The organism is Puribacter membranae, assembly GCF_055380425.1.
This window is the reverse complement of the sequence record NZ_AP040167.1, coordinates 2,178,931-2,193,295: the sequence shown is the minus strand read 5'-3', so window position 1 is coordinate 2,193,295 and position 14,365 is coordinate 2,178,931. Positions and strand designations below refer to the sequence as shown.

Below are 14,365 nucleotides of genomic sequence, written 5' to 3'. Positions count from 1 at the left end.
CGATGAATCACCCCGAACGCGTTTTACTCGAGCCTTTTCTCGTCGCAGGGATCACAGCCCGCACCAATAATGCGGCGGAGATGGATGCAAAAACCGCAAAAATCCCGCTGCTCTGGAGCGTATTTTTCGCCGATGGCGTTGCCAACGACATCCTCAACCAAACCCCTAATTCACCGATCTACGGCGTCTATCACCGCTACGCCTCTGATGCGAATGGCGACTACAGCCTGACCGCTGGCGTGAGTGTGGCCAGTGCTGCACTGACAGTGGAGGATGAAGGTGTCGAAACCATTGCAATTGTAGGTGGAACCTATTTGATTTTCACTTCCCAAAGTGATGCGGTAGAGCACATCATCCAGACGTGGCAAACGATTTGGACGTACTTTGAACAACACCCCGAAATTTGCCGCGCATATCAAACCGACTTTGAAGCGTACTTGGGCGCGGGACAACTGAGCATTTACATCGGTATCCAAAACCATTCTTAATTTTTACAATACACCTATACCATATGCCGACTTTATACATCGTTCGTCACGCACAAAGCGAAGCCAATGCGCTCCAAATATTGGCCGGACAAAAGGACTATCCGCTCACCGAACAAGGACTTGCTGATGCGCGGCATATCGCCGAGCGCTTTTGTGCACAATATCGACCTGAGCGCATCATTTGCTCGCCACTGCTACGCACACGACAAACAGCGCAGCCTTTTGCTGATCTTCTGAAAAAAGAAATTGAATTCGACCCGCGCATCATGGAGCAGAATATGGGGCGATTCTCCGGCATGACGTATGCCGAGGCCGAAGCTGACCCGAGCTACCAATCCGACCGCTCAGCACGCTGGCACTGGACTCCGGCGGGAGGCGGCGAGTCATACGAGATGATGGCGGCACGCACGCGAGCATTTTTGACTGATTTATTGGGCGTGCAGGGTGAGATTTTGGTGGTCACGCATTCAGTCGCCATGCGTCTGCTGCGTGCGAATATCGAGCACACGCTACCGCAGTATCCGTCGATCACGGCGGCGAATGGTGAAATTTGGAAGGTGGAACTCGATAGCTTGGATCGCCCGAATCCGATTGAAACGCTGGATTTTGGTTATACCCATAACCATCGCTCTTAATTAAAATTGATTAATAAAAAATCCCCGACTCACATCGGGGATTTTTCATCAAACAATGATTTGATTTACCGTGGGATTACAGTGCTTCAACCGCTTGTCCCAATTTTTGACGGTAGGCTTCGAGTTCAGCCGGCATACGATCTTTGAGTTTGGTGAACTCTTCTTCGTGCAGCTTCATTTCGGCTTGCCATTCTGCTTTGCCCATAGTCATTACGTCTGCGTATTGCTCTTTGGTAAAGTTCAGGCCAGTCCAGTTCAGGTCTTCGTACGCTGGCGAAATACCGAAGAAGTGTTCGGTTTCGTGCGCGGTTTTGCCTTCGACACGTTCCAAAATCCATTGCAACACGCGCATGTTGTCACCAAAGCCCGGCCATGAGAATTTGCCTTCCGCATTTTTACGGAACCAGTTCACGTAGTAAATTTTCGGCAATTTCGCGCCCTGTGCTTTAAGTTTTTCACCCATATTCAGCCAGTGACCGAAGTAGTCGGACATATTGTAGCCGCAGAATGGCAACATCGCGAATGGGTCACGACGCACCACGCCTTGCGCACCGAACGCCGCCGCAGTGGTTTCAGAACCCATGGTCGCGGCCATGTACACGCCTTCTTTCCAGTTGCGCGCTTCGGTCACCAACGGAATGGTATTCGAGCGACGACCACCGAACAGGAATGCGTCAATCGCCACGCCAGCCGGATTGTCGTACTCTGGATCCAAGGCCGGATTATTCGCCGCAGGCACGGTGAAACGTGAGTTCGGATGTGCGGCTTTCACGCCGGTTTTACCGATTTCAGGCGTCCAATCATTGCCTTTCCAGTCGATTGCATGGGCTGGCGCTTCGCCATCCATACCTTCCCACCACACGTCGCCGTCATCGGTCAATGCAACGTTGGTGAAAATCACGTCTTTGAACAATGAGTCCATACAGTTTTTGTTGGATTTGTTATTCGTGCCCGGCGCAACACCGAAGTAGCCGAACTCAGGGTTGATCGCGTACAGACGACCGTCTTTGCCCGGTTTGAGCCAAGCGATGTCGTCACCCACGGTAGTTACTTTCCAGCCGGCGTATGCGGACTCAGGTGGTTGCAACATCGCAAAGTTGGTTTTACCGCAAGCCGATGGGAACGCAGCGGCCACGTGTTTTTTCACGCCATTTGGATCGGTTACGCCAAGGATCAGCATGTGTTCTGCCAACCAGCCTTGGTCACGACCCATGTTCGATGCGATACGCAGTGCGAAACATTTTTTACCCAACAATGCGTTACCACCGTAGCCTGAACCATACGACCAGATTTCGCGAGTTTCAGGGTAGTGAACGATGTATTTGACCTCTGGATTGCACGGCCAAGTGGTTTTGTCTTTTTCGCCCGCTTGCAAAGGCGCGCCCACGGTGTGTACGCATGGTACGAATTCGCCGTCCTTGCCCAATACGTCGTAAACGGCTTTGCCCATGCGGGTCATGTGTTTCATGTTCACTGCCACATACGCGCTGTCAGACACTTCCACGCCGATGTGCGCGATGTCGGAACCCAAAGGGCCCATTGAGAATGGGATCACATACATGGTGCGACCACGCATACAACCGCTGAACAGTGGTTTCAGCGTCGCACGCATTTCTTCCGGCTCCATCCAGTTATTGGTCGGGCCAGCGTCGATTTTATTTTTGGAGCAAATATAAGTACGGTCTTCCACACGTGCCACGTCCGATGGGTCGCTCCATGCCAAGTAGGAATTCGGGCGTTTTTCAGGATTCAGGCGTTTGAATGTGCCGGCTTGAACCAACTGTTCGCACAAGGTATCGAATTCTTCTTGCGAACCGTCACACCAGTGAATCGCGTCCGGTTGCGTCAATTCAGCGATGCTTTTGACCCAGTCGAGCAGTTTTTGATTTTGGATGTATGAGGGAGGATTGAAAGTAAAGCTCATTACGACGACTCCTTATGGTGAGAACAAATAAACATTGAATTTTCAGTAAACACTGAAATATTAAACCTAATCGCGCGCTTTGTCCAATTTGCGCCACGCGCAAACGCACCACATTCCCCTATCCGAATGCACATACTTTTTACCATTTTGTCAAAAACCAAAAATCCTCATGAAAACACCGCCCCCTCCAGAGTAAAACAATACAAATACCTATAATTCACGTAAAATACGAGGAATTTAAAAACCCCATCTTTTTGTCTATGCGGACAAAAAATTTCAACAGAAAAACCACATCATGTCGCGTACCCAACCGATCGCAAAAACCGCACCCGAAGGACTCGAACTGGCCACGCTGGCCGGCGGCTGCTTCTGGTGTCTCGAACCCGCCTTTGCCGAGCTAAAAGGCGTACTCGATGTCGAATGCGGCTACGCCGGCTCCGACTATGCGAACGCCAACTACGAAGCAGTATGCACCGGCAACACCGGATTGGCCGAAGTCATCCACATCCTATTTGACCCGCAGATCATCAGCTACGAAACCCTGCTGCAAATATTCTTCGTCCTGCACGACCCAACCACGCTCAACCGCCAAGGCAACGACATCGGCACACAATACCGCAGCGCCATTTTCACCCACCACGCGGCGCAGAACCTCACCGCACAATCGATGAAAAACTGGGTTGAGCAAGCCATCGAGCAGCCCGTCACCACGCAGATCGAAGCATTCAACCCCGCGCAATACACCCGCGCCGAGGAATACCACCAAGAATATTTTGAGCGCAACCCCGATAATGGCTATTGCCAAATGATGATCCCCAACAAGTTGAGCAAACTGCGGGCGAATTTTGTCCAACTACTCAAATAAAGCAAAGCGGGTAAAATTAAAGGCTCTTTAAACAAAGTCGTATTTCGATAGGCAAAGCCTGCACAAAAACGCTTAGACACAAAACCTTATAACAGAACCATCCTTAGAATCGAATCAGCACAGTAATGACCACCCTCAAACGCAACCTCCGCCTCTCCGGCCTCGAACCCTTTGTCATCGACGACCAGTCACTGTTTGTCAACGTCGGCGAACGCACCAACGTCACCGGCTCGCGTGCTTTTGCGCGCATGATTTTGAACAATCAATTCGACGAAGCGCTGTCCGTCGCGCGTCAGCAGGTTGAGAACGGCGCGCAAATCATCGACATCAATATGGACGAGGCGATGCTGGACTCAAAAGCCGCGATGGTGCGCTTTTTGAACCTGATCGCATCCGAGCCAGACATCTCCCGCGTACCGATCATGCTCGATTCATCCAAATGGGAGGTGATCGAAGCCGGTCTGCAATGCGTGCAGGGCAAGCCCGTGGTGAACTCGGTTTCACTCAAGGAAGGCGAAGCGCAATTCATCGAACACGCGCGCAAAATCATGCGCTATGGCGCGGCGGCGATTGTCATGGCGTTTGACGAGCAAGGTCAGGCCGACACCTTCGAGCGCAAAATCGAAATTTGCAAACGCTCCTACGACATCCTCACGCAGCAGATTGGCTTTTCTGCCAGCGACATCATTTTTGACCCCAATATTTTCGCGATTGCCACGGGCATCCCCGAACACGACAACTACGCGGTGGATTTCATCAACGCGACGCGCTGGATCAAAGAAAACCTGCCCTTCGCCATGGTCAGCGGCGGCGTGTCCAACGTCTCCTTCTCCTTCCGTGGCAACGAGCCGGTGCGCGAAGCGATTCACACCGTGTTCCTGTACCACGCGATTGCGGCGGGCATGGACATGGGGATTGTCAACGCGGGGCAACTGGGCGTATACGCCGACCTTGACCCCGAGCTCAAAGAACGCGTCGAGGACGTGGTACTCAATCGCCGTGCGGATGCGACCGAGCGCCTGCTCGAAATCGCCGAGCAATTCAAAGGCGACGGCAAAAAAACCGAGGTCAATCTGGCATGGCGCGAGCTGCCTGTGCGCCAGCGCCTGACGCACTCATTGGTACACGGCATCACGCAGTTTATCGACGAAGACACCGAAGAATGCCGCCTCGCCGCGGATAAGCCGATCCAAGTCATCGAAGGCCCGCTGATGGACGGCATGAATGTGGTGGGTGATTTGTTCGGCGAGGGCAAAATGTTCCTGCCGCAGGTGGTCAAATCCGCCCGCGTGATGAAGCAGGCCGTAGCGCATTTGATTCCATTCATCGAAGCCGAAAAAGCCGCCGCCATCGCGCGCGGCGACGCGACTGCCTCGCGCTCGCAGGCCAAAGTCGTGATCGCCACGGTCAAAGGCGACGTCCACGACATCGGTAAAAACATCGTCACCGTGGTGCTGCAATGTAATAATTTTGACGTGGAAAACATGGGTGTGATGATCCCATGCGCGCAAATCCTCGCCAAAGCCAAAGAAGTCGATGCCGACCTGATCGGCCTGTCCGGTTTGATCACGCCGTCGCTCGAAGAAATGGCCTACGTCGCCGCCGAAATGGAGCGCGATCCGTATTTCAAAGAGCGCCAAACGCCACTGTTCATCGGTGGCGCGACCACCTCGCGCGTGCACACGGCGGTGAAAATCGCACCGAATTACAGCGGCCCGGTGGTGTGGGTTCCCGATGCATCGCGCACCGTCACCGTGCTGCAACAACTGCTGTCCAACCCAGAAACCTTCCTTGCCGAACACAACGCCGAGTACGAGCGCATTCGTGCGCGACACGCTAATAAAAAAGGACAAACACTGATCAGCGAGGCCGACGCGCGCGCCAATAAACTCGCCCTTGACTGGGCGAGCTACACGCCGCCTGCGCCGAAGCAATTGGGACGGCAAATCATCGAGGATATGGATTTGGCCACGCTGGTGCCGTACATCGACTGGTCACCGTTTTTCCAAGTGTGGGATTTGATCGGCTCGTATCCGAAGATTTTTGATGACGAAGTGGTCGGTCAGCAGGCGCGTCAGGTGTTTGCCGATGCGCAAGCCATGTTGCAACAAATCGTCGCGGAAAAATGGCTCACCGCCAAAGGCGTCTACGGCCTGTATCCCGCGCAAACGGTGAATGATGACGAAATCGTGCTGTACGCGGACGAGGCAAAAACGCAGGAATTGCTGCGCTGGAATCCGGGACGTCAGCGCAACGAAAAACAAGTGATTGACGGCGTGAAACGCCCGAATCTGTCGCTGGCAGATTTTGTCGCGGGCAGTGACTCGGGTAAAAAGGACTACGTCGGCATGTTCGCCGTCACCGCCGGTCTGGATATGGAGGCGCGCATCGCTGCATTTGAAGCGGCGCATGATGATTACAACAGCATTATGTTCAAGGCGCTGGCCGATCGTCTGGTCGAGGCCTTTGCCGAATATTTGCACGAAAAAATCCGTCAGCAGGATTGGGGTTATGCGCCCGATGAACAATTGTCCAACCTGCAATTGATCAAAGAAGAATACCGTGGCATCCGCCCAGCACCCGGCTATCCGGCGTGTCCGGCGCATGAGGTCAAAACCGATTTATTCCGCGTGTTGAATGCGAACGCGATCGGTATGTATCTGACCGAAAGCCTCGCGATGTGGCCGGCCTCCTCGGTCAGCGGATTTTATTTCGCACACCCCGAGTCGCGTTATTTCAACGTGGGAACGCAGACGGTTTAATTTGAATATGGACTGCATGCACAGCAAAAAAGCACATCAATCGATGTGCTTTTTTCGTACCGAGCCAATGATGGTTGAGTGATGGCTTAAGCTTGCTTTTCAACCACTTCCGCATCCGGTGCATTTTTCTTCACCGACTCGATGCCGTTTTCCATCGCCGCTTTGCTGCTGTAATACTCACTGCGTCCGATCTCTTGGCCATTGGCGGCTTTGAGTTTGAAATACGGTTCGCCGTTTTTATTTTCCGTGCGCTCGTAGCGTCCGTCATCCGGCGCATTTTTACGCACCGATTCGATGCCGTTTTCTGCGGCCACCTTGGTTTTATACAACTCACTGGTCAAAATAATTTGTCCATTGCCTGCTTTGAGGTTGAACATATATTGACTGTCCTTGGCTTGCTTTAATTCAAAACGACCGGCCATGTTGATCTCCTTAGAAAATAATCTGTCAAAAATACTTCATGTTTTATCCGCATCGCGACGACTTGCGCTCATTATCGCGATTTGATTGTAGCACGGTTTTTTTCGTAGAATAATGATCGGATTGTGTAATTTCTGCATCTGCGCTTTATTCAGCCGCTGAATTCTGCTATGGTTATGACAGTTCATTTATTTACTTATCTTATGCGTCCTGCCTGGCCATTGCGCCTGTTTTATCGCCCAGCCATTGTACTCCGTAAGACGCTCGGTTTTTATCTGAGCGTGCTGGCCGCGCTGACCATGCTCAGCACGCCGGCGCATGGCTTGATGAGTATGCAGCAGGCGCGGGCGGTGACCCTGTGCACCGCGCAGGGCATGATGACGGTCTGGATGAATGAGGCGGATACTCAGACAGGCCACGACTTCACTGATTTAAAGCTCAAAGCCAGTCAGCAATGCCTCAGTTGCCTGATTCACCTGCCCAATATTGCGCCACCAGCGCACGCATCTGCCTTGTCTTTCGTGCCAACGCAGCACCATGCTGCGCTTGAACCGAGCGTCGTTGACATCGCCACGCCGCAATGGCGTTGGGCCAGCCCGCGTGCGCCGCCCGTTTGATGTTCCCCAATTGTTAAACCACCCTGTCAATCACCTGCCATCGCAGGTGCGTGTTCTGACATTTAAAAACGTTTATTGAGGACATCATGAAGCATTTACCACTGAAAAACATCATCGGCCTGTGTATCGGCCTGACACTGAGCGCCAGCGTACTGGCCAAAACCACCGCTGACGGCGCATGGGCGCGTGCCACCGTTCCGGGGCAAAACATGGGCGGCGCCTTCGTCACACTGACCTCGGATCGCGACGCGCAATTAATCGGCGCGACGTCGCCGGTTGCGGAAAAAATGGAATTGCACACCATGAAAATGGAGGGCGAAAAAATGCTGATGGCGCAGGTATCCAGCATCCCATTACCCGCCAACACCCAAGTTCAATTGAAACCGGGCAGCCTGCACCTCATGTTCATGGGGTTAAAACAACCGCTCGCCGAAGGACAGACCGTGCCCATCACCTTGAAAATTCAATTATCCTCCGGCTATGTCGAAACCCTGACCATCCAAGCGCCAGTGAAATCTTTGGCACACTCGGTCATGCACCACTAATCGATGATCCGCATTATAAGAAAGAAAACACCATGAAAAAATCACTCCTGACGCTCAGTTTGATCAGCACCATCGCCGTGCTGGGCTTAAACGCCTGCGGCAAAAAGACCCACGACAGCCACATGCCATCACAGACGCAAGGCCAAGCCCAAAATGCCACCCCACCGGCCATGAGCGACATGCCGAGCGAAGTTCGTGCCGTGGGCGATCTGAAAATTGAGGTACAAGGCGCATGGGCGCGCGCAACGGTCGCGGGGCAAAACATGGGCGGCGCATTCGTCAACCTGACTTCGGATCAAGACGCGACGCTGATCGGCGCGACCTCATCGGTTTCGGAAAAAGTTGAGTTGCACACCATGAAAATGGAAGGCGAAAAAATGGTGATGGCGCAGGTACCGAGCATTCCATTGCCCGCCAACACCAAAGTTGAATTAAAGCCGGGCAGCCTGCACATCATGTTCATGAGCCTGAAAGCACCGCTCAAAGAAGGCGACACCGTGACGCTGAAATTGGAGATCAAAAACAAGGCGGGCAAATCCGAGTTCCTCGATCTGCAAGCGCCGGTCAAAGCTTTGGGTGAGGCCATGCCGATGAAAATGTCGCACTGATATTTGATTCGATCAGGCTCGATTAAGTCGACATAATAAAATGCCGCTCATTTTTTAGCGGCATTTTATATTGGCACACCAAGCTCATCTCACGATTTACAAATGCACCACCAAATGCAAGCCTTCGCCTTTTTTCGATACGATTTCCACACCACCGCCGTGACGCTCGGCGATTTTTTTCACCAGCGCCAGCCCCAAACCCGCACCCTTTTGTGACGGATGTGCGCGCACAAACGGCTCGAACAATTGGTTCGGATCATCCAAACTCACGCCAGCGCCATGGTCTTTGAAATGAATATCCACGCCTTGCGCCATTGAAGTGGCGATTTTGGGTAGGGTTTTGACGACCGATACATCAATCGGCGCCGCGCCATATTTCAAAGCGTTTTCCACCACATTGCGCACCAGACGTTGCAGTAGTTTCGGGTTGGCGTTGATCGTCACGGATTCGCCCGCCACCTGTACGCCGGCATAATGCGCGCTCTCCTCCGCCACCAAAGCCAACACATCCACCGATTCGAGCGGCATTTCCTGCGTGTTTTGCGCGTAGGCGTCCAAACGGCTGGAAAGCAAAATCCCTTCGATCATTTCATCCAGTTCATTGATATCACGCTCAATCTCGGCTTTGCGCTGCGTTTGCCGCGCGTCGTCTTGGATTTTGAGCATTTCCACATTCATGCGAATGCGTGTGAGCGGCGTGCGTAATTCGTGCGAGGCGTTGGCCAACAGCAGCTTGTTGGTCTGCACCAGCTCCTCGATTTTTTCGGCTGCGCTGTTGAAACTGCTCGCCAATTTCGCCACCTCATCCTTACCCTGCACCGGTACGCGCACCGACAAATCGCCCTGCCCCCAACGCGCAACGCCCGTATTGAGCACCTCCAAGCGCCGCGTCAAGCGACGCGTCAGCGGCAGCGCGGTCAACGCGACCGCGCCGAGCAACAACCCCAAACCGGAAATAAACGCGACGCCCATCGGCCAATCGCCGTCGCGTTTGGGCGGACGCCCGCCCCCCAAAATACGCGGCGGACGAACATAGGCCACGCGACCATCGGCCAATCGCAGCTCCATCGTCGGCGGAACGCCTTTATGCCCACGCCCACTCTGCACATACATTGGATCGCCGACTTGCGCCAAGACCGCCCCCGACGGATCGATCAAAACGATATTGAGCCGCAAATTGCGATTGAGCTTTTCCAAAGCCATTTGTTGCTGCTCGGGTGACAACGACGCGTCCGGAATGGCGTTTTGCACCAATTGCATCATGGCATCAAAGCGACCGCCAGTGCGCTCCTCGCGATCATCCAGCGTGTGCCACAGCAGCGCGGTAGCCACCGCAAAAATGGCGATGCTCGCCAGCACCGCCAGATAGATTTTGACATACAGTTTTTGCCGCTTTACCATATCCGTCCCCGTTAATCTTGGTGCTTGGCAAAGACATAGCCCGCGCCGCGCACGGTCACAATGCGTTTGGGCTGCTTCGGATCGTCCTCAATCTCGGCACGTACACGTGAGATGTGTACGTCAATCGAGCGATCGAATGCTTCGAGCGCTTGATTTTTCAAATGCTCAATCAGAAAGTCACGCGACAGCACGCGCCCTGCACGCTCGGCCAAAACCAACAGCAAATCGTATTGATAACTGGTGATGTCGCACACCCGTTCGCCACTGTGCGTCTGGATGCGTACCTCGCGCGCACCACGATCGATGGTCAAACTACCAAATTGCAACACATCGGAATCCGCATCCGCTACCATTTGCCCCGCACCACGGCGCAAAATCGCGCGCAGTCGCGCCAGCAATTCGCGCGGCTCAAACGGTTTGGGCAAATAATCATCCGCCCCCATTTCCAAACCGACAATGCGATCCATCGCGTCACCACGCGCGGTGAGCATCAAAATCGGTACATTCGACTGCGCACGCACCTTTTGACACACGGTCAAGCCATCCATATCGGGCAACATCAAATCCAGTACGATACCGTCAATCGGCTTTTCTGAGCTCGTCTGCGCCTGTACCAAGGCCAAACCATCGCCCGCATTCAGCACATGGGTAATGTCAAAGCCCGCGTCGGTCAAGTATTCGGACACCAGCGCGCCCAGACGTTCATCATCCTCGATCAGTAACAAATGCTGTTTCATGCTTTTATCCGTTGCGTATCTGTTGTTTATGCGTTGCGTATTCGTATATTTAGGTCACACATCACATCATACAACACGTCGGGCGTGCGATTACAGTGTTATACCGCATCCGCGCCGCCCGACGATCAGCCTCTAAGATCAGTATCAACGATTTTGTGTCGGTGCGGCAGGCGGAGTGGCTTGAGGATTTTGAGCCGCTGGCGCAGGTGGGTTCGGCTGAACCGCTGGATCAGCTTGCATCATGCCTTGGCCTTGAACTCCCTGACCTTGCCCCATACCCATCCCTTGCCCCATCGGGCCGCCGCCCTGCATACCGCCACCGCGCATACCGTCACGCTGCATCATGCCACCATGCGGCATGCGCTCAAAACGATCAAAGCGATCGTGATGACCATGACCACCAATTTTGCCACCAATCATACCGCCGATAATGCCCGAGGCCAGCATCAGACCGGCCATCGCCAGCCATTTACCCCAGCGGCAACGACGCGGGTGGCATCCGTCCCCACAGTCATTGCGATTGCCGCGACCGCCATGATATCCGTCGCGATCTTTGCGTTCATCCGAGCGGTTGTCACGCTCGGTTGTTGTCGCTGCATCTGCGGTTTTTTCCGTCGCTTGATCCGTTGCTTTCTCCATAATTGGGGCTGTCGCTTTTTCTGCGGTTTTGCCCGCTTCTTCAGCGACGTTTTGTGCCGCTTTTTGCGCTTCGTTGGCCGTTTCGGTTACAACTTCATCGACCGTTTCATTTTTAACCGCGTCGGTGACTTCGTCAATGGCCGATTGCTTGGTGTTTGGGTTTTGCATAAATGACTCCTTAGAATGGGTTGTGTTCGCTTACAAATACGTTGGCAAAGCGTTTAATTGCCGATGAACATATTTGACGGTGATACTTTATCCAAGGGGTGTAAATGCTGTTTTACGCGCAGGTAAAGATTTGTAAAGACTGTTTTGCAGGAAAACGCGCAAAAAAAAGCGAAACCCGTCGGTTTCGCTTTTTGTCCTTCGCAGGAAAGAGGCTGATTAAGCCGCTGCCATTGCTTTGATGCTGGCAGACAAACGGCTCTTATGACGTGCCGCTTTATTCTTGTGAACCACTTTTTTGTCCGCGATCGAGTCGATCACAGGCATTGCTTTAACGAAAGCTGCTTGAGCCGCCGCTTTGTCGCCTGCTAAAACTGCTTTACGAACATTTTTTACCGCTGTGCGGTATTCTGAACGCAATGATGCGTTGTGTGCGTTTTGCTTGACCGCCTGACGAGCGCGTTTGCGCGCTTGTGCTGAGTTTGCCATGACTAATCCTTTAAATTCAAATTGAAAATCGATTTTCTATTGCGATGTACTGCCCGTTGCCGAGCGGCCTCATCTGTTCTTAATGCGTTCCTGAGTCATAAAAATCACTTTGCGCAAAGCGATTTTTACACGCGACCCGTATACTGTCGTACCATCGGTTTTTCACCTCAAATCGCCGTGAGACACACAGCGTTTGTTACAAAAAACACAGGTCATTTAAGAAAATAGCTGTACAATATATCACTTTTTTACTGATGGCTCAATGCTTTTCGTCATTTTGCTGATGTTTCGGGCCGTTTGTGTTGCGTCGCTGCGCGCAAACTGGGTTTATGCGTCGTATTTGCACATCAGCTTGTGTGAAACCCGGGATGACCACCCTGCATAACAATCCACCCATAAAACGATCCACCATGGGGCGATCCATTATGACCATCAGTTCATCAATCATTTCTTTTGTCCAATAACATGAATTTTTTACGGGTTTTGGCCTCGGTCAGTGGTTTTACCTTGTTGTCCCGCATCACCGGCTTGGTTCGTGAAATGCTGGTGGCCTCGATTTTCGGTGCGGGCGCGACCACGGATGCGTTTTTCGTGGCGTTTCGGATTCCGAATTTATTGCGCCGTTTATTCGCTGAGGGTGCGTTTTCACAGGCGTTCATTCCTGTACTCGGCCAAAGCAAAGCGACGCACGGCGAGGCGCAGACCAAGGTATTGGTGGATCGCACCGCGACTTTGCTGTTTTGGGTGGTGACGCTGATCACCATTTTGGGCATTGTGGGCGTATCGGGCGTGATGTGGGTCATGGCCGGCACGATGGAGGTCGGCTCGGAGCGCTACGAGTACACGCGCATCATGACGCAGATCATGTTCCCGTACATCATTTTCATGTCGCTGATCGCGCTCTCCTCTGGGATTTTGAATACATGGAAAAACTTTTCCACGCCGGCGTTCACGCCCGTACTGCTCAATATCGCGATGATCAGCGCGTCGATTTTCCTCGCGCCGCATTTCAATCCACCCATTTACGCGCTGACTGCGGGTGTGATTGCCGGTGGTATTTTGCAATTGGCGTGGCAAATTCCCGCGCTCAAGCGCATCGGGATGCTGCCGAAAATTTCGTTCAATATCGTCGAAGCCGCGCGCGATCCGAACGTGCGCCGAATTTTGAAGCTGATGTTGCCCGCAACGCTGGCGGTGTCGGTGGCGCAAATCAGCCTGATCATCAATACCAACTGGGCGGCGAGTTTAGGCAACGGCGCGGTATCGTGGATTTCCTACGCCGACCGCTTGATGGAGTTTCCAACGGGCATGCTCGGCGTGGCGTTGGGCACGATTTTGCTACCGAGTTTGACCCGTGCGCACAGCGCGAATGACCATGCGGAGTATGAACGCTTGCTGAACTGGGGTTTGCGTTTGACCTTATTATTGGCTTTGCCTGCGGCGGTTGGTTTGGGCGTTTTGTCGATTCCTTTGACCAGTACGCTGTTTCAGCATGGCCGTTTCACCGCCGTGGACGTCCAAAAAACCGCACAAGCCTTGTCGATGTATTCATTCGGCTTGGTCGGACTGATTTCAGTGAAAATTTTGGCCAGTGCGTATTACGCGAAACAGGATATCGTAACGCCTGTGCTGATCGGGATCGGGGTTCTGGTCTCCACCCAGCTCATGAACCTTTTGTTTGTACCTTATTTGCAACATGCGGGTTTGTCGCTGTCGATTGGTTTGGGCGCGTGCTTAAATGCAGCGATTTTGGTATTTTTACTCGGGCGGCGCGGTGTGCTGGGCACGTGGAAACCGTGGTTGCAATTCATTGCCAAGGTCATCTTGGCGGTGTTGGCCATGGGTGTGGTCGCGTATTTCGCCAGCCGTCAAATCGATTGGCTGTCCATTTCCGGCGGCACTGCTTTGCTCAAACGCGCCGCTTGGTTGACCGCAATCATTGTCGCCAGCGCAGTGTGTTATTTCGCGGCCTTGTTTGTGATGGGATTTCGCATGCGCGATTTCCGCCTGGTGAGCCACGCATGATTTTGGGTAAAAACATGCGTGTAAAGTTTTGTAAACTCGGCTCGG

General features: G+C 53.1%; 15 protein-coding genes. 8 read left to right on the top strand and 7 right to left on the bottom strand.

Annotated elements, in window-relative coordinates:
* Window positions 1–2 precede the first annotated feature (2 nt).
* Entirely contained in the window at window positions 3–488 is a 486-nt protein-coding gene (locus ACZ41M_RS10540; protein ID WP_464731211.1) for a GyrI-like domain-containing protein, read from the top strand.
* Window positions 489–511: 23 nt separating this feature from the next.
* The gene (locus ACZ41M_RS10535; RefSeq protein ID WP_464731212.1) at window positions 512–1,123 is read left to right on the top strand and encodes a histidine phosphatase family protein; all 612 of its coding nucleotides are present in this window, start codon (window positions 512–514) and stop codon (window positions 1,121–1,123) included.
* Window positions 1,124–1,199: 76 nt separating this feature from the next.
* Here ACZ41M_RS10535 and ACZ41M_RS10530 read toward each other — a convergent pair whose 3' ends face one another.
* Window positions 1,200–3,047 (bottom strand): phosphoenolpyruvate carboxykinase (GTP), encoded by a 1,848-nt coding sequence (locus ACZ41M_RS10530; protein WP_464731213.1) that lies wholly within the window; start codon window positions 3,045–3,047, stop codon window positions 1,200–1,202.
* A gap of 295 nt (window positions 3,048–3,342) precedes the next feature.
* On the opposite strand from ACZ41M_RS10530, the gene msrA reads away from it, so the two are divergent.
* Together msrA and metH are read left to right on the top strand one after the other, a co-directional pair.
* Window positions 3,343–3,912, top strand: a complete 570-nt coding sequence (msrA, locus tag ACZ41M_RS10525) for a peptide-methionine (S)-S-oxide reductase MsrA (RefSeq protein ID WP_464731214.1) — start codon at window positions 3,343–3,345, stop codon at window positions 3,910–3,912.
* Between the two features lie 125 nt (window positions 3,913–4,037).
* Window positions 4,038–6,674, top strand: a complete 2,637-nt coding sequence (gene metH / locus ACZ41M_RS10520; protein WP_464731215.1) for a methionine synthase — start codon at window positions 4,038–4,040, stop codon at window positions 6,672–6,674.
* 86 nt (window positions 6,675–6,760) lie between these two features.
* Here the strand turns inward: metH and ACZ41M_RS10515 are convergent, their stop codons facing one another.
* The gene (locus ACZ41M_RS10515; protein WP_464731216.1) at window positions 6,761–7,096 is read right to left on the bottom strand and encodes a YegP family protein; all 336 of its coding nucleotides are present in this window, start codon (window positions 7,094–7,096) and stop codon (window positions 6,761–6,763) included.
* A gap of 174 nt (window positions 7,097–7,270) precedes the next feature.
* Here ACZ41M_RS10515 and ACZ41M_RS10510 point away from each other — a divergent pair, with 174 nt between their 5' ends.
* The 3 genes from ACZ41M_RS10510 (at window position 7,271) to ACZ41M_RS10500 (ending at window position 8,864) form a co-directional block, all read left to right on the top strand.
* Entirely contained in the window at window positions 7,271–7,711 is a 441-nt protein-coding gene (locus ACZ41M_RS10510; protein WP_464731217.1) for a DUF2946 family protein, read from the top strand.
* A gap of 86 nt (window positions 7,712–7,797) precedes the next feature.
* A complete protein-coding gene (locus tag ACZ41M_RS10505; protein WP_464731218.1) occupies window positions 7,798–8,256 on the top strand; it encodes a copper chaperone PCu(A)C in 459 nt (152 codons plus the stop codon).
* Window positions 8,257–8,288: 32 nt separating this feature from the next.
* Window positions 8,289–8,864 carry a copper chaperone PCu(A)C gene (locus ACZ41M_RS10500; RefSeq protein ID WP_464731219.1) on the top strand — a complete coding sequence of 192 codons (576 nt, stop codon included), beginning with the start codon at window positions 8,289–8,291 and terminating at the stop codon, window positions 8,862–8,864.
* 96 nt (window positions 8,865–8,960) lie between these two features.
* On the opposite strand, the gene ACZ41M_RS10495 is transcribed toward ACZ41M_RS10500, so the two are convergent.
* The 5 genes from ACZ41M_RS10495 to ACZ41M_RS10475 form a co-directional block, all read right to left on the bottom strand.
* The gene (locus ACZ41M_RS10495; protein ID WP_464731220.1) at window positions 8,961–10,265 is read right to left on the bottom strand and encodes a sensor histidine kinase; all 1,305 of its coding nucleotides are present in this window, start codon (window positions 10,263–10,265) and stop codon (window positions 8,961–8,963) included.
* 11 nt (window positions 10,266–10,276) lie between these two features.
* A complete protein-coding gene (locus ACZ41M_RS10490; RefSeq protein WP_464731221.1) occupies window positions 10,277–11,002 on the bottom strand; it encodes a response regulator in 726 nt (241 codons plus the stop codon).
* A 144-nt stretch (window positions 11,003–11,146) separates the two neighbouring features.
* Window positions 11,147–11,809, bottom strand: a complete 663-nt coding sequence (locus tag ACZ41M_RS10485) for a hypothetical protein (protein WP_464731222.1) — start codon at window positions 11,807–11,809, stop codon at window positions 11,147–11,149.
* A 216-nt stretch (window positions 11,810–12,025) separates the two neighbouring features.
* Window positions 12,026–12,295, bottom strand: a complete 270-nt coding sequence (gene rpsT / locus ACZ41M_RS10480; protein ID WP_464731223.1) for a 30S ribosomal protein S20 — start codon at window positions 12,293–12,295, stop codon at window positions 12,026–12,028.
* Window positions 12,296–12,554: 259 nt separating this feature from the next.
* On the bottom strand, window positions 12,555–12,743 hold the full coding sequence (locus tag ACZ41M_RS10475) for a hypothetical protein (protein WP_464731224.1): 189 nt from the start codon (window positions 12,741–12,743) through the stop codon (window positions 12,555–12,557).
* A 17-nt stretch (window positions 12,744–12,760) separates the two neighbouring features.
* Between ACZ41M_RS10475 and murJ the strand changes: the two genes are divergently transcribed.
* A complete protein-coding gene (murJ, locus tag ACZ41M_RS10470) occupies window positions 12,761–14,320 on the top strand; it encodes a murein biosynthesis integral membrane protein MurJ (protein ID WP_464731225.1) in 1,560 nt (519 codons plus the stop codon).
* Window positions 14,321–14,365 lie beyond the last annotated feature (45 nt).

What these genes read in the sequence shown, in the direction of transcription:
- ACZ41M_RS10540 (WP_464731211.1), top strand. Translation starts at nt 3, where the DNA reads ATGAATCACCCCGAACGCGTTTTACTCGAGCCTTTTCTCGTCGCAGGG.
- ACZ41M_RS10535 (WP_464731212.1), top strand. Translation starts at nt 512, where the DNA reads ATGCCGACTTTATACATCGTTCGTCACGCACAAAGCGAAGCCAATGCG.
- ACZ41M_RS10530 (WP_464731213.1), bottom strand. Translation starts at nt 3,047, where the DNA reads ATGAGCTTTACTTTCAATCCTCCCTCATACATCCAAAATCAAAAACTG.
- msrA (WP_464731214.1), top strand. Translation starts at nt 3,343, where the DNA reads ATGTCGCGTACCCAACCGATCGCAAAAACCGCACCCGAAGGACTCGAA.
- metH (WP_464731215.1), top strand. Translation starts at nt 4,038, where the DNA reads ATGACCACCCTCAAACGCAACCTCCGCCTCTCCGGCCTCGAACCCTTT.
- ACZ41M_RS10515 (WP_464731216.1), bottom strand. Translation starts at nt 7,096, where the DNA reads ATGGCCGGTCGTTTTGAATTAAAGCAAGCCAAGGACAGTCAATATATG.
- ACZ41M_RS10510 (WP_464731217.1), top strand. Translation starts at nt 7,271, where the DNA reads ATGACAGTTCATTTATTTACTTATCTTATGCGTCCTGCCTGGCCATTG.
- ACZ41M_RS10505 (WP_464731218.1), top strand. Translation starts at nt 7,798, where the DNA reads ATGAAGCATTTACCACTGAAAAACATCATCGGCCTGTGTATCGGCCTG.
- ACZ41M_RS10500 (WP_464731219.1), top strand. Translation starts at nt 8,289, where the DNA reads ATGAAAAAATCACTCCTGACGCTCAGTTTGATCAGCACCATCGCCGTG.
- ACZ41M_RS10495 (WP_464731220.1), bottom strand. Translation starts at nt 10,265, where the DNA reads ATGGTAAAGCGGCAAAAACTGTATGTCAAAATCTATCTGGCGGTGCTG.
- ACZ41M_RS10490 (WP_464731221.1), bottom strand. Translation starts at nt 11,002, where the DNA reads ATGAAACAGCATTTGTTACTGATCGAGGATGATGAACGTCTGGGCGCG.
- ACZ41M_RS10485 (WP_464731222.1), bottom strand. Translation starts at nt 11,809, where the DNA reads ATGCAAAACCCAAACACCAAGCAATCGGCCATTGACGAAGTCACCGAC.
- rpsT (WP_464731223.1), bottom strand. Translation starts at nt 12,295, where the DNA reads ATGGCAAACTCAGCACAAGCGCGCAAACGCGCTCGTCAGGCGGTCAAG.
- ACZ41M_RS10475 (WP_464731224.1), bottom strand. Translation starts at nt 12,743, where the DNA reads ATGATTGATGAACTGATGGTCATAATGGATCGCCCCATGGTGGATCGT.
- murJ (WP_464731225.1), top strand. Translation starts at nt 12,761, where the DNA reads ATGAATTTTTTACGGGTTTTGGCCTCGGTCAGTGGTTTTACCTTGTTG.